Annotated in this window: 7 protein-coding genes and 1 pseudogene; all 8 read left to right on the forward strand. The window is 54.5% G+C overall.

Annotation, left to right across the window (positions count from 1 at the left end; genetic code table 11):
• The first annotated feature begins 1,570 nt into the window (after positions 1-1,570).
• Positions 1,571-2,899 (forward strand): chemotaxis response regulator protein-glutamate methylesterase, encoded by a 1,329-nt coding sequence (locus MXE39_RS08385; RefSeq protein ID WP_246978141.1) that lies wholly within the window; start codon positions 1,571-1,573, stop codon positions 2,897-2,899.
• Positions 2,900-4,262: 1,363 nt separating this feature from the next.
• Positions 4,263-5,009, forward strand: coding sequence for a flagellar motor protein (locus MXE39_RS08390; RefSeq protein ID WP_246978142.1), 747 nt, complete (start codon positions 4,263-4,265; stop codon positions 5,007-5,009).
• A gap of 322 nt (positions 5,010-5,331) precedes the next feature.
• Positions 5,332-5,520, forward strand: a pseudogene (locus tag MXE39_RS08395) (flagellar motor protein MotB); the annotation flags it as partial.
• A gap of 123 nt (positions 5,521-5,643) precedes the next feature.
• A complete protein-coding gene (locus MXE39_RS08400; protein ID WP_348647476.1) occupies positions 5,644-6,594 on the forward strand; it encodes an OmpA family protein in 951 nt (316 codons plus the stop codon).
• A gap of 1,074 nt (positions 6,595-7,668) precedes the next feature.
• The gene (locus MXE39_RS08405; protein WP_246978143.1) at positions 7,669-8,520 is read left to right on the forward strand and encodes a ParA family protein; all 852 of its coding nucleotides are present in this window, start codon (positions 7,669-7,671) and stop codon (positions 8,518-8,520) included.
• A gap of 678 nt (positions 8,521-9,198) precedes the next feature.
• Complete coding sequence (locus MXE39_RS08410) at positions 9,199-11,235, forward strand: chemotaxis protein CheW (RefSeq protein ID WP_247073977.1); 2,037 nt, start codon at positions 9,199-9,201, stop codon at positions 11,233-11,235.
• Positions 11,236-11,835: 600 nt separating this feature from the next.
• Positions 11,836-12,348, forward strand: coding sequence for a chemotaxis protein CheW (locus MXE39_RS08415; RefSeq protein ID WP_246978145.1), 513 nt, complete (start codon positions 11,836-11,838; stop codon positions 12,346-12,348).
• A 660-nt stretch (positions 12,349-13,008) separates the two neighbouring features.
• Entirely contained in the window at positions 13,009-18,111 is a 5,103-nt protein-coding gene (locus MXE39_RS08420) for a hypothetical protein (RefSeq protein ID WP_247073978.1), read from the forward strand.
• The last annotated feature ends 206 nt before the right edge of the window (positions 18,112-18,317 follow it).

Genomic DNA, 18,317 nt, shown 5'->3' on the forward strand with positions numbered 1-18,317 from the left:
CAAATATCCGACGGACATTCCACCCGTCATGCGGCCTGGGGGCTGCCATGCGGCATATCAACCCCTGTTCGCATGGCACTATTTTACCTAAGATAACAATCAATATGTTGCCGTCAAGGAAGCCTACGCAGCCCCCATGCATATGCAGCCTCCTGCGCATAGGCAGCCTCCGGCACATATGCAGCCGCCACGCATAGCTGTTCGCCGTGCTGGGGCCATAATGGGAGCAGTGCAGGGAGCCATGCTGGGCGGCCAACACAATAAGCGCGGGCTTCGTGCTTCTGGCCCCGATATGGCTCTGTATTGCAACCAGGAGACAGCCAAATTGGCTTAGCAGCCCATAGACAAAGTGGCTGAGCAGGGAGTGGGCCCAGACGTGGGCAGATTAGTATTGCAGATCAGTGCTGCGGACAACTTGTCATATATCATGTCTTATATGCGGAAGCCCGTATTTATAGGCCTAAAGCACAAAGCGTTTTTCTATCAGGCGTTGTATGTCTGTATCAATAAAAATTTTCAGATAGATACACAAAGCTGCTATTTTTCCCATAATGGCGTATCTTAAGTGTACAAAAGCCCGGCTTTATGGACTTTTTGCTTTAAAGTCTGGCAATGTAACTTAAGCCGTGCATATCCTTGCCGATATACACACCATTGCAGTAATGGCTTATCAGCCATAAAATGCACAGTCAAACACATCACCTGTATTCATTCCTTTTAATCATAAGGGGAAATCAGCGTCAGTCAGGCCGCGCGACAGCTGAGTCTTATTTTGCGGGCAGAACCTGCAGATAATGTTGCTTTTAGTAAGTGCCGCCTGCTAAAACTGCGTTACTACCTGAATCTGCTCTGTCACACATGTTTAGGCAGGCAGAACCTGCTGAATCTGTTCAGACATAAGGGCGGTCCATTTCAGGTTTCACTTTCTCTGTATGCAAAGGTGCGCTCTGTTGCAGCAATACAGCAGCGCAGGAAGGATCACGTGCCTGCATTGTGATTTGCACGAGCGGTTAAGTGGTTTTGTACCCATGTGTGATGATTTTTATTCTGTGTCTCAATTGCAGGGAGCCGAAGTGTACTTCAGGGAGCTTTTGCCTTTTTTAGGCAATAGCAGGCCTGCTTACTTAATTCAAATTGATTCAGCTGTATAATGTTCCAATGGTCTGACAGTCGTAAGGATTAAGATCAGCAAACAGGTTCCGCATCTGTTTTTAAATAAGCAGCACCCTGTCATGGGCACTGTTAACTGTTAAAAAACTGGCCGCAAAGGCCGCAAAGTTTTCTTTCAGATTCTGTGTGCATCGCTCTGAAGTTGCCTTGACCTGTGAGCCAGCCGGACAGATGCCGGGCTGCCATCACTTAAAGTCAGCTTTGGGAACACCAGCACTGACACAGTCTAAAACCATTGACTATAAGGAGCAGGGTATCAACCGCTATAGCTGTGTGTGGTTTGATGCTTTGTATATTTATCAGAATACGCTCCATCCTGGCGCTTCAGGCATAGAGATGGCAGCCGTTGCAGACCCGTGGGCCGCTTGCCCATGGCAGGTCGTAGATTTAAGAGGTTCTTATGGCAATTAAGGTACTCATCGTTGATGACTCTACCTTCTTCAGAAAAAGACTTACTGAGATTATTCAAGGCGATCCTGCTTTTGAGGTAGTCGGCGAGGCCAAGGACGGTAAGGAAGGTGTCGAAATGACCATGTCCTTAAAGCCTGATGTCATCACCATGGACGTAGAAATGCCTGTTATGGACGGCATTACTGCAGTTCAGGAGATCATGAACAAGTGCCCTACTCCAATTCTCATGTTCTCCTCTCTGACCTTTGAAGGTGCCAACTCAACCTTTAAGGCTCTGGAGGCTGGCGCTGTCGACTTCATGCCTAAGAACTTCGACGATATTGCCCACCGTCGCGAAGATGCTCTTAACGCCCTGCGCTCCAACATCAAGGCCGTTGCCCGCTCTCATATCCGCAGAGCTCCGCTGTCACGTCCAGCTGCCTCAGCCAGCTCAGCAGGCACTGCAGCACGTCCAGGTGCTCTTGGAAGTGCCACCTCTGCAACTGCACGAACCTCAACACTGGGCACTGCCCGTCCAGGTCTGTCATCAGCAGGCACCACCAGCACTCTGAGCAAGCCTGCATCTGCCACCCCGGCATCAGGTACATTCACCTCTGCTGCTGCCGCAGCCTCTCCACGCGTCAAGGACGATTTCGACAAGATTTACTCTTCCATCAGCTCAGTAAATCAGGGTCGTCCAGCTGCCGCCATTCAGTTCAGCTTTGGCGCTGCCAAGGGTGTATCCACCAATTTCAAGGTTTCCGGCAAGTCTCATGACCTGGTAGCCATCGGTTCTTCCACTGGCGGCCCGGTTGCCCTGCAGAACATCATTCCCAAGCTGCCACGTCTGGATGTTCCAGTTATCATCGTTCAGCACATGCCAGCTTCCTTTACCAGCACCTTTGCCCAGCGTCTTAACGGCATGAGCCAGAACGAGGTGGTTGAAGCCCAGGACAACATGGTTCTCGAGCCAGGTCATGTATACATCGCTCCAGGCGGACGCCAGATGATTCTCGACCGCGGAGCCGGCAAGACCAGAACCCGCATTCTGCCAGCTGACCCACGTGTGGTATACCACCCTTGTGTTGATGTTACCTTTGCTTCCATTGCCAATATCTACGGCGGTAAGGTACTGTCAATGATCCTGACCGGCATGGGATCCGACGGCTGTGAAGGCTGTCGTATGCTGCGCGGTAAGGGCGGCGTGGTCTGGGCTCAGAACGAGGACACCTGCGTTGTTTACGGCATGCCTCAGGCTGTTGTAAATGCAGGTCTGGCTGATCAGATCCTGCCTCTGGACAAGTTTGCAGACTGCATTGTCCAGGAAATGCGCCGCTAATGCGCAGCTGCCTTTAAGCTCCGTGAACAGGGGCAGGCCTTAATGTCAGGTCCGGCCCAGTCACAGCCTGCCCGGGCACAGCCTGCCCGAGCACAGCTTGCCCAGGCACAGTCTGCTGAGCACAGGCTGCTCAGTCACAGGCTTCTGAGCATAGCCCGCTCAGTCACAGACTGCCAAGGCAGGGAGCCTGGCATCAACATAACGAAGCCCGCAACCGGATATCCGGCTGCGGGCTTCGTCAGTTATGGACCAGCACTTTCATCCGCAGACGCGGACCTGACCAGATCATAGCACTGGCTTTAAGTTCACCGTGACTGAGGGGCCGGTGAGGAACTGAGCCTTCCAGGCTGGCCGGACCTGACCGGTCAGGCTGCCCAGGGCCAGTCAGGCCGGTACAGTTAAATGCTTGAGGTACTCAAATGTGCGCTACTGTCTTGAAGTGAGGCGTGCGCATGACAGGGAATTTTGTCCCATTATGGTGAATTGCTTTAAGAATTGCTGATCGTGCGCATGTTCCGGGAGTGCTGTAATTCTTGGATCCAGCCGGTATGCTATTATTTGCTTGTAAATTTTTTGGCTAAGTCCCTGGCATAAAATTAGCAAAGCATCTTAAAAAGTCTCATTCTGATGCGCTCTGCAGGGAATTAAGGCAATTTATCAGCCTGATAAATTACAGCTGTTTTTGATGAGTGACTGCCTTTTTATGCCTGTGAGCCGTTAGTGATTCCTGACTTGTAATTTCAGTGCGCTCTGCTGTCAAATTATAAGTAGAGCCCGTTCCCATGCCGCCTGAGCTTTGGTGACCCATGCAGACGGAGCTTGAGGGACCATATCCGTATATCGTGCCCCTCAAAGGTGCATAATTGATTAGATGTTCAGGAACTGACTTAAATACAGATTTCATTATGGCTGCTGACGGTACTGCGCTGCGCTGCTTTGCTGGCAGCTTTGCTTTTTAAATGGTGCCGTAAAGGTGTCAGTGCAGCCTTACTCAGACAAGCTCTGAGCAGATTTCGTCAGGGAGTGAAAGAACAGGTCCTTGCCTGTCTTACATGAACTGGCAAAGGTGCTTCGGCACAGCGCGTCACGAAAGTGACCAGGGGGGGGATCAACACTTTAAGCTTGCTCTTGCTGCTTAAAGAGGTCTGGTATGCCCTGTTTTGTCTTTTGGTTATATTGACTGAGGAGACCCCGGGACATTGTTCTGATGTATGACAGTATGTTTTTGTCTGTTCCTTTAAGCTCCGGTTGGGTGGAGCGGTAAAAGCAGTTCTGTGATACAGCCAATGCCGGCTTGCATGCAGGCCAGCGCTCCGGCGCCGGGCTGTGTTGATCAACGAGCTTTGTTCGGTGTGAAAATTTTATGAATTTAGTAGGTTTATTTTTAGCGGTAGGCTGCATTATCGCAACAATGCTGCTCGAAGGTACCCATCCATCTGCTCTGGTTAACCTGCCAGCAGCACTGGTGGTAGCAGGTGCATCCCTTTCTGCCTGTATCGTGCAGTTCTCCATCAAGGAGCTGCTCAGCGCTTTCAAGCACATGTTATGGCTTATTACCCCTCCACGTCTTAACTTCCAGTCTCAGGGTGACCTGCTTGCCGGCATGTCCACCGTGGCCCGTCAGCAGGGTCCACTGGCTCTGGAAAACTCCGTAGCATCTGCCAATGACGACTTCACCCGTACCGGCATTCAGATGATTGTGGACGGTGTGGATAAGGACGCTCTGTATGCCCTCCTTGAAAACGCCATTGAACTTGAGCAGCAGAAGCTCGAGCCTAACGCCAAGTTCTACGAAGCCATGGGCGGTTACTTCCCTACCATGGGTATCGTGGGCGCGGTACTTGGTCTGATTCACGCTATGTCCCTGCTCGATCGTCCTGACCTGCTCGGTCCTGCCATCGCCGTAGCCTTCGTGGCCACCATTTACGGTGTGGCCGGTGCTAACGCCTTCCTTATTCCTGCTGCCAACCGTATTCGCGCCATTAACGCTGAAATCGCTCTGTACAAGTACATGACCCTTGAGGGCCTTGTATCAATCGCCAGTGCCGAGAATACCCTGATGCTCAAGCGCCGTATCGGTGTTTACACAGGCAACCTTAATGGTGAATAGTCACTGATTGTGACTGACCTTCTTCGGGACTGACTGCCGTTCAGTACACTGAACGGGCAGGACACCGAAGCTGTGCTTAACCCACAGCTGACAGTAAGTCTGTACTGTCAGTCTCATGTCTCCACCATGAGCCTGCGGCCATAAGCTTTCAGGTTCAGCGGTAACAGGGACAACCCCCGCAAGAGAAAAAGCATCAGGGCCATGTCTTTAGGACAAGCAAGAGCCCTGATTAATCAGGTAGTCCTGATGCTTTATCAAGCTAGCAGGACAGCCCGGTGGTAACACACCGAGGCGAAATGCGGGCATGAACAGGATTTAAAAAATGGCTAGAAAGAAGAAACATCCGCCTCACGAAAACCTTGAGCGCTGGCTGGTATCTTATGCTGACTTCATGACACTGCTGTTTGCCGTGTTCGTGGTGCTCTACTCCTTCGCTATGGCCAAGTCTGTAGACGCCCAGTCCATGATTAAGGGACTGATGGCATCCTTCAGTGAAATGGGCATGGTGTCAGCCGTGCCTGGCGTTATTGCTCTGCCAGGTCCGGTTGCCAATCTGATGGCTGACGCCTCACTGGCCTCTGCTGCCAGCGCCAAGGGCGAAGTTGAGTCTCAGGCCCAGGGCGGCGGCGGTGTTATGGACTTTGGTATCACCCAGCAGAGCCTTGAGGATGCCGGTGCTACCGAGCAGACCTCCAACTCTGATGAAGATGCTGAGGCCATTACTCAGGGTGATCTGGACGTATCTGAGGTCAGCAAGCCAACAGCCGGCTCCAAGACCAATGTAACTCCAGACGAAGAAACCGACCGCAGCTCCGGTATGACTGCCGGCGGCAAGCTCGATGAAACCGGTGAAGGCGGTATTGGCCCAGCCGAGAGCGAGCTTGAGGGTGAAAACCCAAGCGGCCAGCCTTTTGACTCCTTAATGCGCTCCATTTCCGAGACCATTAATGATGAAGGCTTAAACAACGAGATTATTGTTGAGCATGACCCTAACTGGATCACCATCAACATTTCCTCATCACTGCTGTTTGCCAACAACTCAGCCTCCATTCTGACCCGTTCCCGTCCGGTCATTGCCACCATTGCCAATGCCCTTAAGGATGTGAACAACTACGTTCGTGTACGTGGTTATACTGACAACACCTTTGTTCCAAGTGCTATCTACGGCAACAACTGGGAGCTGTCATCACGCCGCGCCATTAATGTACTGCAGGAACTGGAGACTAATGGCATCGATCCTAAGCGTCTGGCTGCAGAGGCTTTCGGTCAGTACTCTCCTTTCTACTCCAACGCAACCCGCGCTGGCCGTGCTCAGAACCGCAGAGTAGTTATTGCCATCTCCCGTGAGGCCTTAAAGCCTGAAACCCTGGCTATCGTACCAGGCAACAGCGATCGTATTATTCCGACCCGCCGTGCCGGTCAGGGCGGCTTCAGCTTCCAGTCCAATACTGACGGTTCAGTATCATTCAAGGCCGAGCCTCTTGGTCCTGATGCTGGTGCTGGTGCTGTAGACGAGGCTGTTCCGGAGGAAGCCCCACCACCAAATGGTGATGTAGGTCTGCCTTTCGGTCAACAGGGCGAGTAATTCTCATTCAGCCCTTTCAACAGGCGCTGCCGCAAGGCAGCGCCCTTTGTGTTTAGAGTACAGTTGACAGCACTTTGACTGGCTGCGGGCCTGCTTATGCCACCCGGCACCAGGCCATCGAGCAGCCGCCACAGCCGTGGCGGCATGCGCCACACGGCTGGCGCCGCGTTGCACCAGGCCATCGGGCAGCCGCCACCGCCGTCGCGGCATGCGCAGCACGGCTGGCGCCGCGTTGCACCATGCCATCAGGCAGTCGCCTCATGGACGCATGTGTGTCAGTGGCAGTTGTGGCCAGAGTTCTGTCAACTTTATTCTCAGCACCGGTCTGAGCATGCAGCTGATTTGCGCTGTGACATGCCAGTACCTTCCCCTCCATCCTTAATCTGTTTCCACTGTGCAGCCCAGGCGCTGCACCAAAATCCCGCCTGGACATACACCGGCTGGCCGCTGAGCAGGCTGCACAGGATCCGGCCCGGACTGGTCACCTGCACCAGCAGGTGCTCAGAGGACCGGTCTGAGCGGCCCAATAGCTGCAGCTTCCGTCTTACCGGGCTGCAGGGCCGGTTGTGCATCCTTGCCTGAGCCCGTATCTGTGTGACCTAAGCCTGTTAAGACAATCAACGTGTACCAGCTTTCAGGTCAAGGAGTATCAGGACAGGCGATTTTTTTGATCTTTATGGGCAATGGGGCGCTAGTATCAGGCCGATATTGTTAAAATAGGCCCTGCGTGATCCAAAGCGCAGACTCAAAGCTGTGAATATGCATATGTGACAGTATCCCTGGCAATACCATTACACAGGCATCAGAGCGTGGCACGGACATCAGGTCCGAAAGTCAGCAGCAATGCCACAAGCGCCAGAGCCGCGCCTTAAACCGCGTCATAGCCGCGTCACAGGTGCTCCACAGGCTGCGTTGTAGCCGCTTCATAAGCTGCTGCAGCCGTGCTGCAGTGCCAGGCAGTGCAGGCAGAGCCTGCTGCAGCCGCGTTTGCGATAAGAGAAACTCAATAACCTGGGCCGACTGGCCCGTGCATAAGTCATCGACCTTGGTTTTAATTAATTTCAGGAGTTATCAGTGTTAGTTTGGGCAGTTGCAAGTCAGAAGGGTGGTGTGGGCAAGACAACCACGGTGGCAACACTCGCTGGCTGGTTGCATAAAGAAAAGCTCCGCGTACTGGTGGTCGATACCGACCCTCATGCCTCCCTGACCTCATATCTTGGTTATGAGGACGACAGGCTCGAGCAGAATAATCTCTTTGATCTGTATGCCATGAAGGATCTCACTCGTGAGGGCATTCTTGGCTGTATCACTCATACTCCTCATGACGGTCTGGATCTCATTGCCGCCTCCATGACTCTGGCCACCATTGACCGCCATCTGTCAGGCCGCCAGGGTGTAGGTCGTATTCTGGCCCGCTCTCTCAAGATGATTGAAGACTGCTATGACGTAGTCCTGGTCGACTGTCCTCCAGTTCTGGGCGCTCTTATGGTTAATGCTCTGGTAGCCAGCTCCACCATTATTGTTCCAACCCAGACTGAGTTCCTTGCTCTCAAGGGCCTCGAGGGCATGGTCAGAACCTTTACCGTCATGCAGCGTGCCAATAAGAGCGTTCATTTTGAATACCTTATTGTTCCTACCATGTATGACCGTCGTACCAAGGCCTCAGTACAGAGCCTGAGCTATCTTAAGACTCACTACAGTGATCATATCTGGCAGGAGAGCATTCCTGTTGATGTGTCTTTCCGTGAGTCATCAGCAAAGCGTCTGCCACTGCCGCTTATGGATGAGACCCGCCAGGGCGCCGTTGCCTACCACCGTCTGCTTAAGAACCTGGTAGAGCAGGAGCTCGAGCGCAGCCCTCAGAAAGTTACCCCAAGACTTATGGAGATGGTCGAGCGTCTCCAGTACATGCCAGCACAGATCTGACCTGGCAGGGGCCTGAGCGCATAACGGCATGTCTCATACCTGCTGACCTCAAGCCTCTCCTGATCCCTGAATGACTCTTGCCTCATGGAGTCTGTCCACGCAGCAAGGCTCATGGCACTCTTCAATGCGCAGGGCACGCAGCAATTGCGTTGCTGCCGGCAATGTGCAGAACGCCGCAAAGTGCAGAGTACGCAGCCCGGCGGGGGCCAACAGGCACAGCAACCCGGCAGCTATGCCGCGCCACAAAGCGGCCGTGGCGCAATGTCAGAGCAGGGCAATGCACAGGGCGCATTTTATGGGGGCACAGGGCACTCACACACGTCAGTGAGACATGGTCAAAATTGCACAGATCTGCTGGTTACCTCCTGAGATCTGTGACGGCGAAAATCAGATTCACACAGCTTTGAAGCTGGTGCCTGCGGCTGTTGCAGCAGCGGTCCGGTAACTGTCATCTCAGGAGTTTTCCTGACAGTATCAGGACAGCGCATGAGCACCACCATGGCAGTCAGGCTGCCTAAAAGAGCTTGAATGCAGGGCCTGATGAGCCCTGAGCAATACAACAGAACAGTTTTCCAGTCAGGAATCTTGGACCAGATTTTCATGACTGCAGGGATCAGCAATCCCGGAAACAGCTTTACTTTCGGAGATCCCCGAGGGGATCACTCAAGGAGTGTTTGGATGTCAGCAAGTCATCACGATCGCGAAGAGGAGACTCTAATCGCCTACTTCCAGCAAATGCTGGCTGATGTAGATGACCAGGAATTCGACGGTGAAATCCAGTCAGAGGCTGGAGATCTCGCAGCCGTACCTGCGCAGGAGTCAGCATACAGTGCTGAGTCCAACAGGCAGGTATTGCAAAGTGCCAATGCCGCCATCCATTCCGGTCACAGCGCAGCTGCCGAAGAAACTCCTGAGCCAGAAGCACCGCTTACCGCTGCCGAGCAGCACACCATGGATGCCATGGGAGCCATTGATCCTGAGCTGGCCCCGCCTCCTGCCGATCCTGTGCTGGGTGGTCCTGTATCCTTAACAGCCATGGCTGAACGCGCTGCAGCAGCCCGTGCTGCCGCTGAAGCTGCTGCTGCAGCCGCTGCCGCAGCCGAGGCAGCCCGCTCTGCATCAGAGGCCGCTGAAGCGGCTCAGGCCGTAACTGAAGCCGAGGACGCTCCTAGTGCCGCCGCAGCTGCAGCTGTTGCAACCTCAGTACACAGTGCCCTTGTCGCCCGTGCTGAAAGTGAGCTTGCTGCCGTTCAGAGCGAAATGGCCCGAGAGGCAGCCATGAGAGAGGCTCAGGGCATGAGTCCTGAAGAGGCTCTCAGAGAAGGCCTGCAAATGCACAAAGATCCGGTGCCAATGCCTGACTCTGCTCCACAGCCAGCTGTAACTCATCAAAATATTCAGGCCCAGTCCACCTTATCTGCTTCATCTTCAGACAGTATCAATCAGGATACTGCAGCTGCAGCAGCTGAAGCCGCTGCAGAATACGCCGCAGCCGCAGCCACTCTGGCATCGGCATCATCTGCTGAGTCAGCCGCCGCCGCCGCTCAGGCCGCCCTTGCTGCATCAGCAGGCAGCTCTGCAGTTCCAGAGCCTCAGCCACAGCCTGTTACTCATACCCGTACCGAAGAGTCTACTCTTGAGTACGCAACTCCTGCAGATTCAGACAGTCTCCAGCGCCTGCTGGCAACAGTTGAGGTCGACACCGACGCTGAAACAGCAGTAAAGACCGAGCAGCCAGAGGTCAAGGTCGAAGTTGCCCCGGCCGAGCCTGAGGTCAAGGTTGAAGTTGCCCCGGCTGAGCCTGAGGTCAAGGTTGAAGTTGCCCCGGCCGAGCCTGAGGTCAAGGTCGAAGTTGCCCCGGCCGAACCTGAGGTCAAGGTCGAAGTTGCCCCGGCTGAGCCTGAGGTCAAGGTCGAAGCTGCCCCGGCTGAGCCTGAGGTCAAGGTCGAAGCTGCCCCGGCTGAACCAGAGGTCAAGGTCGAAGCTGCCCCAGCCGAACCAGAGGTCAAGGTTGAGGTTGCCCCGGCCCCTGTCGCACCGGCTCCTGCCGTTGAGGTTGCAGCTCCCGTTGCCGCACCGGCTCCTGTTATTGCTGCTGCCAAAAAGCAGGAGGCCGAGGTGGTCAAGACCCCTCAGCAGCTTGCTCAGGAGCGCATGGCCAAAAAGCTCGAGGCCATTGCTGCCGAGTGGAAGAATGTCGATCTGGGCGAGCAGTTCCAGGTGCTCTTCTTCCTTGTACAGGGCGTACGCTTTGCCGTTCCACTTATCGATCTTGGTGGCATTTTCGAATGCGACAAGATTACTCAGCTCTTTGGCAAGCCATCCTGGTTTATGGGTATTACCGATGTCCGTGGCGACAAGATCAATATCGTAGATACCCTGCGCTGGGTTATGCCTGAGATCAACGACAGCCCTGACAAGTATCCATATCTGATTTCCCTTGGTAACACCGAGTGGTCCATTGGCTGTGATGTTCTTGAGGGTAACCGTACTCTTACCAGCTCTCAGATCAAGTGGCGTGAAATTCCAGGCAACCGTCCATGGCTTGCCGGTATCGTTACCTCCGACAAGTGTGCCGTGCTGCATGTTCAGTCCCTGATTGCTCTGTTTGAGGCCGGTGCTGACATTGAGGATCTTTACAAGAACCTCAAGTCCAAGGAAGAAACCGAGAGCAATAAGAGCGACAAAAATGCCACAGCTCCGGCCGCACGCTAAGACTGGCGCAGGCCATAAGCCGCAGCGCTAGCGTCGTGGCCCGTCAGCCGCAGCTGTAGCGCCGTGCGCCATCAGGCACACGCGCACTGGCTGTCAGTCGCACGCGGACGCGTCGGCCGCTCAGGCGATGCGCAGGATCGCCTGGCAGCAGCGAAGCTCAGCTGATGCGTAGCGACGTGCTGCATCCTCGTGACTGAGCTGCTGCAGGGCTGTTTGAACGCTTTAGTTGCCAGAGGGGCATATGGCCTGATGTCGGGAGTTCAAACCGGGCCAGCCTGTAACTAGAACAGGGGCGCAATAGCGATAACTTTGCGGGTTGTGCACGCAGGGATTTGCAAATTATGCGTTATTACCGGTAAAATTCCGGCAACTAAGATATAATCAGAATATTGACTTTCAGCTGGACTGATACTGCGGTCTGCATGGTCACATGTTTTGTGCCTGAGGGCACAGTCAAAGCAAACTGATAAGGTGCCTTTAGACCAGAGCTGACTAATCAGCCTGACGGGTAGCCAGTGCGCAGCACCCTGCGCAATCATCAGTTCGTCTCCACCAGCTTGTTATCGCGGTTGGAGATTGTGTTTAGAGGATTTTTCAAAAATGGCTAATGATGCAGCAACTTCTACCTCAATTTACGATCCTGATAACAACAACCAGGGTGAGGTATTACGCTGGGTTACCTTCCAGCTGGACAAGGAAATCTATGGCGTAAACGTAATGCAGGTTCGTGAAGTATTACGTTACTCCGACATTGCTCCTGTTCCAGGTGCTCCTGCCTATGTTCTGGGCATTATCAACCTGCGTGGTAACGTAGTATCTGTTATCGACACCCGTATGCGTTTTGGTCTGCCTCCATCAGAGGTTACCGACAACACCCGTATCATGATCATCGAGTCTGAGCGTCAGGTTGTGGGCATTCTGGTTGACTCCGTTGCCGAGGTAGTAGACCTCAACACCGCCGATATCGACGACACTCCAAACGTCGGTACCGAGGAGAGCGCCAAGTTCATCTGCGGTGTATGCAACCGTGATGATGACCTCTTAATTCTCATCGATTTATACAAGCTCCTTTCCGAGGAAGAGTGGCAGGACATCGCCAACATCTCCAACTAATAAGGACCTGTATCGCTCCTGACTGCCACGGGCTTTGCCTGCCACAGGCCGGGCCAGGAGCTGCATCAGGAAGGCTTCATGACCTCACCGGTCGTGGAGCCTTTCGTCATTATGGGCCCCCATTTTCATTCCCTGTCGCCAGAGAGTCTCATACCGGTGATGAAGCTGCCCCGCGCGCAGCGCGCTGCGCCGGCCTTCCCGCCGGGGCGCGCGGCCAGTCCACAGCCTTTATGGCTGAAAGCCTCCACGACGGGCAACAGGCGGCGCAGACAGGCCCTGACAGGCAGGAGATCCGGTTCCGGGAGTGCGGTCACCGTAGACGCGCAGTCAGTCCGTGGCCCTGTGCGCTTAAGATGTGATCACATCTGCGTATCGGCAGTGCCATAAGGCTTAAAAGGCTTGATAACTGGGGGCTTGTGGTATACTGAGGCGCTTGCAGGTATATCCTGCTTTTGGTTTTTGTATCGATATGGTGATACAGAACCTGTCAATTCTAAGAGAGATTGAAAGGGCTTCACTGCCTGGTTCCTGTCAATGTCACTTCTTAACCGTGACAGACCGGCTTTGGAGTATTTGGTTTAGGTTGTACAGTCAGCCAGTACCGCCAGGATAAGGCGGTGCAGTTTCGGAAAGCTGACTTATAGGAAAATTCTGATGGACATGACCAGCAGCGGAATGAGCCTGCTCTCAATTTATCTCGTGGGCGGCCTGATAGTTGTTTTGCTCCTGTTACTGGCAGCCTTTATCCTGAATAACAGGCGTGCTTCCCGCATCGAAGGTGCCATGGAGGAGATGCAGGAACGTCTTGTTCAGTCAGAAGTTGCGCTTAAGGACGCCGAGCAGTCGCTCGACGAGCTCTTTGGCCGTCGTCGTCTTGAGGGCGGTTCCTCCGTAAGCGATCTGTCTTCCATTACCTATGTTGATGAAGAGGGTAACGAGCATAACCTCAAGGAAACCATTGAGGGCATGAACCGTCAGATCGCTGATATCGGTGCCGAGCAGCAGCGTTATTACGAAAGCATTATCAAGGAGCAGCAGGTTCTGGTCGAATCAGTATCCTCGGTCAAGGATCTGATTGGCAATATTCAGTCCGGCGGCTCCCATGGCGACATGGGCCAGAGTGATACGTCCATGCGCGCCTCCATGAACATGGACACTCAGCAACCTTTGCGTCAGCAGAGCTATGGCAATCAGAACATGTATGCCCAGAATGAAGAGCAGGCATACATGGCCGCTGACGAAGCTTTCAATCAGAGTTCCAATGGCATCTTTATGCCACCTGATGGCACTGAAAGCCAGGGTGGTGGTGATGACGATCTGGTTAATGATGCCGCCTTTGCCCAGACTGCCTCAGATATTGCACGTCTGGTAGCCCGTACTGACTTTAACAGCCTGGACACTTCAGGCGCTCCGGCTACTATTGGCGAGCACATGAACAATGCCCGCAACGAGCAGGGGGCTCAGAGCCGTGGTCAGGGCCGTCAGGGACAGGGTCGCGGTCAGGGTCAGAACCGTGGCCAGAATCAGGGGCGCAAGCCTCAGCCAGGCCAGCCTTTCTACAATGGCGGCCGCGATCCTATGAATCCTCTGGGAATTAACAACAACTATTCCCAGAACAATGCCGAAATGGGCTCCTTTGCTGCCGACCAGAACATGCCATATGGCTCCCCACAGGGGCAGGTTTATGGTTCCGGCCAACAGGTGAATCCCACGCCAGGCTTATCCTCAAACTCAGAATTCATCCAGGTCGAGATCGACCCGCAGCAACGTTTATCACGACAGGAATCCGTATTAGAGCAGCCTGAGGCTGATCAGCAGCCTGAGCAGGCCGTCGGTGGCCGTACCTCATCAGGAACTGCCTTCATCAAGGCTGCTGATGACGACAGCTTTATCCCGGTAAATCATGCTGACGCCCTCAGTGCCGTCGATGACAGCGCCTCAGCCATGAGCAGCGGCAGTGCTGACATGGGATCTGGCATGGACGGGGGCGCTGGCATGGGCAGCGCCGACCCGGGCATGGGCAGTGGCTCACAGGGCAGCGCCGGTCGTGACCTTGGCAATATCTCAGTTGACGATCTGAGCATGCCTGATGACATGATAATTCCAGAGGGCATGCAGGCCCCTCCACCTCCAGTTCATGTTCCGCCACCAGTTGATGATCTGGTATTACCAGACAATGGAAGTGCTGATGGCATGAGTGGACTCAGTGCCGAGGACATGGCCGACCTTTCTGATGATCAGATTGGCGATATTGCAGATGCCACCATGGACGAGGTCATTGCCGAGGCCACCTCTACCTCTAAGGTTAATGATGGCCTTGAGTTTGCCTCGGACGATTTTGAGGCTCCGGTGCCATCACCAAATCTGTCAGCCAATGACGGCGTGTCAGGCAATGTGCTCTCAGGTGACGAAGTTCAGGACATGCTCCATGAGCTCGATGACCTTGACCTCAAAGCTGTCTCCCAGTCAGATAATGACGGCGCTGCCTCTGCAGGCAATGCTGCAGCCGCAGCATCATCTGCAGACACTTCAGGCGCTGATGCTCAGCCACGCGATCCTGTAGCCGATACCATTGAGGAAATCATGGATATCATGGGCGACGATCCGGCTGCAGCTGTCGTCGACGAGCTCAGAATGAGCAGCAGGCCTGACCGTGATGAAAAGTCTGATCTGACTGACAAATCAGACAGCTCTGACCTTTCAGATAAGAACATCAGGGGCCGCAAGAACCGTAAGTCCGACAGGGGTGCCAGGTCTGGCAAGGACAGCAAGCCGGACAAATCCGACATGGCAGCTGACCTGTCAGCTGACAGGTCAGCTGGCGAGGCGGATACAGCCGGCGGCGCTGCAGGCGCTGCAGGCGGTGCCGATGGCAAGGGCGGCGATGAGAGCAGCTCTGCTGCTCAGAGTGGTGCAGCTGCACGCGTGATTGAGGAACCAGCTCAGGTTATCCTTTCTGTTCAGTCTGGCATTGCTCCTGAAGAGTCATCCTCAGCTCGCAGAAATAACAACAGACTCAAGGAGGGGGAGCGCTCCACCTACAAGGCTGAAAGCTTTGAGGGCAGTGGTCGTCCTGATCACTCCAATGGTTATCAGCCTGATAAGGACAGCTCTGATTTTTCCTCTGTTGCCATTACCGAGGAAGGTCAGGCGCTGCGCTCTTTTGCCAGCGCAGATCAGCTCAAAAACGGCAGCTATGCTCAGCCTGATCGCAATGATGGCTGGACCATGGAAAGTGGTGACAGCTCCCTGATTTCATCAAAGGATATAGGTGGAAAGGAAGATCAGGAACGCCTTGAGGCTCTTGAGAAATTTACCCGTCGCAACAGCAAGGTTACCCCGTCTGAGGACATCAGCTCTGATGGTGATGATGGTGCTGTCTCCTTCAGCTCAGAGCAGAGCGTGGGTGAGGCCACCGGCAAGACTCAGCTGACCATCGACTATGCCTCAAGCAAGTCACTTGATGATATTGACGATCTCAGAGTGGCTGTTAACCATGATATGAGTCCTGCTGATGCTGCAAAAGCTGCCAGGGCTGGCAGAGGCAGTGCCGGTGACAGCACCGGTGCGACAGGTGGCATGACCGGCGACATGTCTCAGGCCAATGAGAACTATGCAAGCTCTGCAGAGTCTGCTCCTGTGGTAGACATGATCTACGATCATGAATTTGTGCAGAAGCAGAAGGAAATGGGCAATACCAGTATCAGACTTGATACCCTGGACAAGGCCCATGAGTACATCGAAGCAGGTGTTTCCCTGGCTGAGATTTCTGCCAATACCGGTCTTAGTGAAGATGAGCTGCGTCTGATTTACGAAGTTGATGAAGACGGCAGGATCAAGGACACTTCAGCCGAGTTCAAGCGTAAAGCCATGGAGCATGAGGCTGAAATGCAGCGTCAGGCTCTGCTTACCCCTGAGGAAAAGGCCGCTCTGGAGCTGCCGGTTACCCAAGAGGAGCTGGCTGCCGCCGACTCTGCTCTGGCCGCCGCAGCTGCATCAGATCGCGACAGTCATACCGGCCGATCCGGCAATGCCGCCTCAGGCAGCGCCCAGAACGACTCAGACTCACAGGCAGGTTCAGCAAAGAGCCGCAAGGGCAAGAAGAAAAACAAAAAGGATGCTTCTCGCAAGTCACGCAAGCGTGCTGCTCTTGAAAGTCCTGAGCCATCATCAGCCCTTGATAAGGATGAGCGTCAGATCATTGCCTCCATGATGCAGGAGAAGCCTGATCCATTCTCCCCAGAGGTGGCCCGTCAGGCCCGTCTTGAGCTCAATGATCTATATGCTGTAGCCGGTAATACCACTTTTACTGCAGGTGTTGAGCTTCCTGATGAGGTTCCTGAGGAAATTGCCCTTGCAGACAAGCTGCGTGAGGCCGGCGCCCGTCCTGGCGACATGCCGGAACTTAATGTTCCTGACACCATGATGAGCTTTGGCCGCTCACTTGATGATATTTCCTCTCTGGCTGCCGGTGACGGTATCCGTGCTCAGAGCATTACCCTTTCAGATGATGAGGTAATCAGTGACAAGGATCTCGATGCTATCGACCGCCTTGCTGATTCCATCATCAGTGAAAACGAAAAGAAGGGGCTGCTCACTACCAGCCGTCAGAGTCAGGGTGAGACTGCAGCCGGTTCATCAGTTTCCTACGATGAAGTTGAAGATCCGCTCAATGTGCTCAATGACTTCAAGCACAAGGGCGCTTCAGCTGCAGCACTGGCTCTGAGCGTGGAAAACACCTCCCAGGATTATCTGCGCAACCTTACCGCTGACCTTGATTCAGCTCTTGAGGATGACAGCGTTACCATTGGCAGCTCTGCCAGGGCACCGGCTGAGCCGGTGATCGAGCTCAGTCCTGAGGACAAGGTTAAGGCCAACCGTGAGAAGATCAGCAAGCTTGCCTCCGGCCGTGACAGCAACTCACATGCAGCCCGCGCTGCAGCTGTTGAAGATCAGCGCGCCCGGGCCCGCCGCAACAGAGCAGCTGACCAGAGCTCCATTGGAGCCATTGGTTCAGTTACCTCTGAAAGCTCCATTGCTGAATCGGTAATGCCAGTGGGTAACGGTTCTGCCTGGGCTGCAGCTGCTGGTGCAGCAGCGGCGGCCGGTCGCAGCATCGCCCGTGGCGGCGCTCAGGGAGCTGCTGCCATGAATGGAGGCGGTCACGGTACCCCTCAGGATCTGGCACAGCTTTTAGGTGCTGACGCTGTTGATGACGAGGATCTGCAGATGCTTACCGGTGCCCGAGCCGAAGCAGCAGGTGCCGGTATCGCCGGGGCAAACCGTGGCGGTGGCCGCTCTGCCTCCTATCCAACAGTAGAGCAGGCTCTTGCCCGGATGGATTCACCTCCATCGGCAGGTGGCGCGCTCAGTATTGGCGCTGTGGAGAGACCGCTTCCGGCTACCTCTGCCTTCTCTCATGCCACCTCCATGAATCCTGGCATGTCTGATGTAGTGTCCATGGCTCCAATGGCTCTGGGTACTATTGAGGGCGGCACCTCATGGAGTGATGATGCAGCTGCAGCTGCGGATGATGACGAGGATCCGGCAGCCCTGTTAAGCCAGGTAGTAAACGGTGGTCTCAACTCGGTCTCAACCTTAAGCAAGGACCAGCTTGATACCCTCAATGAGCTGCACAATACTGGTATGGCAGGTGGTGCCGCCGCAGCCTCAGCTGCAGCAACGGCTCAGCCAGGCAGCCGCAGTGGTGGCCATTACGCCAACTACCAGGCCCGTAACGCCTACGGCATCAAGCGCCGCTAAAGGGCACGCCAGCAGCACCCGGCTGCCGGCTCGCCCGTAACCTCCAGATCAAAAAAAAGGCCCGTAGCTGACAAGCTGACGGGCCTTTTTTTGGGCCTGGCTACCAGATCTCAAAGTGGACCTGCTCCGTAATCTTATCTGCAGACCGGCCGCGTCGGGGCAGCTGCGCTGCAGCATCGCTGCAAATATGCACCAGCGACGCTGCA

This window comes from Anaerobiospirillum sp. NML120511 (assembly GCF_023050955.1).
Lineage (GTDB): Bacteria > Pseudomonadota > Gammaproteobacteria > Enterobacterales > Succinivibrionaceae > Anaerobiospirillum.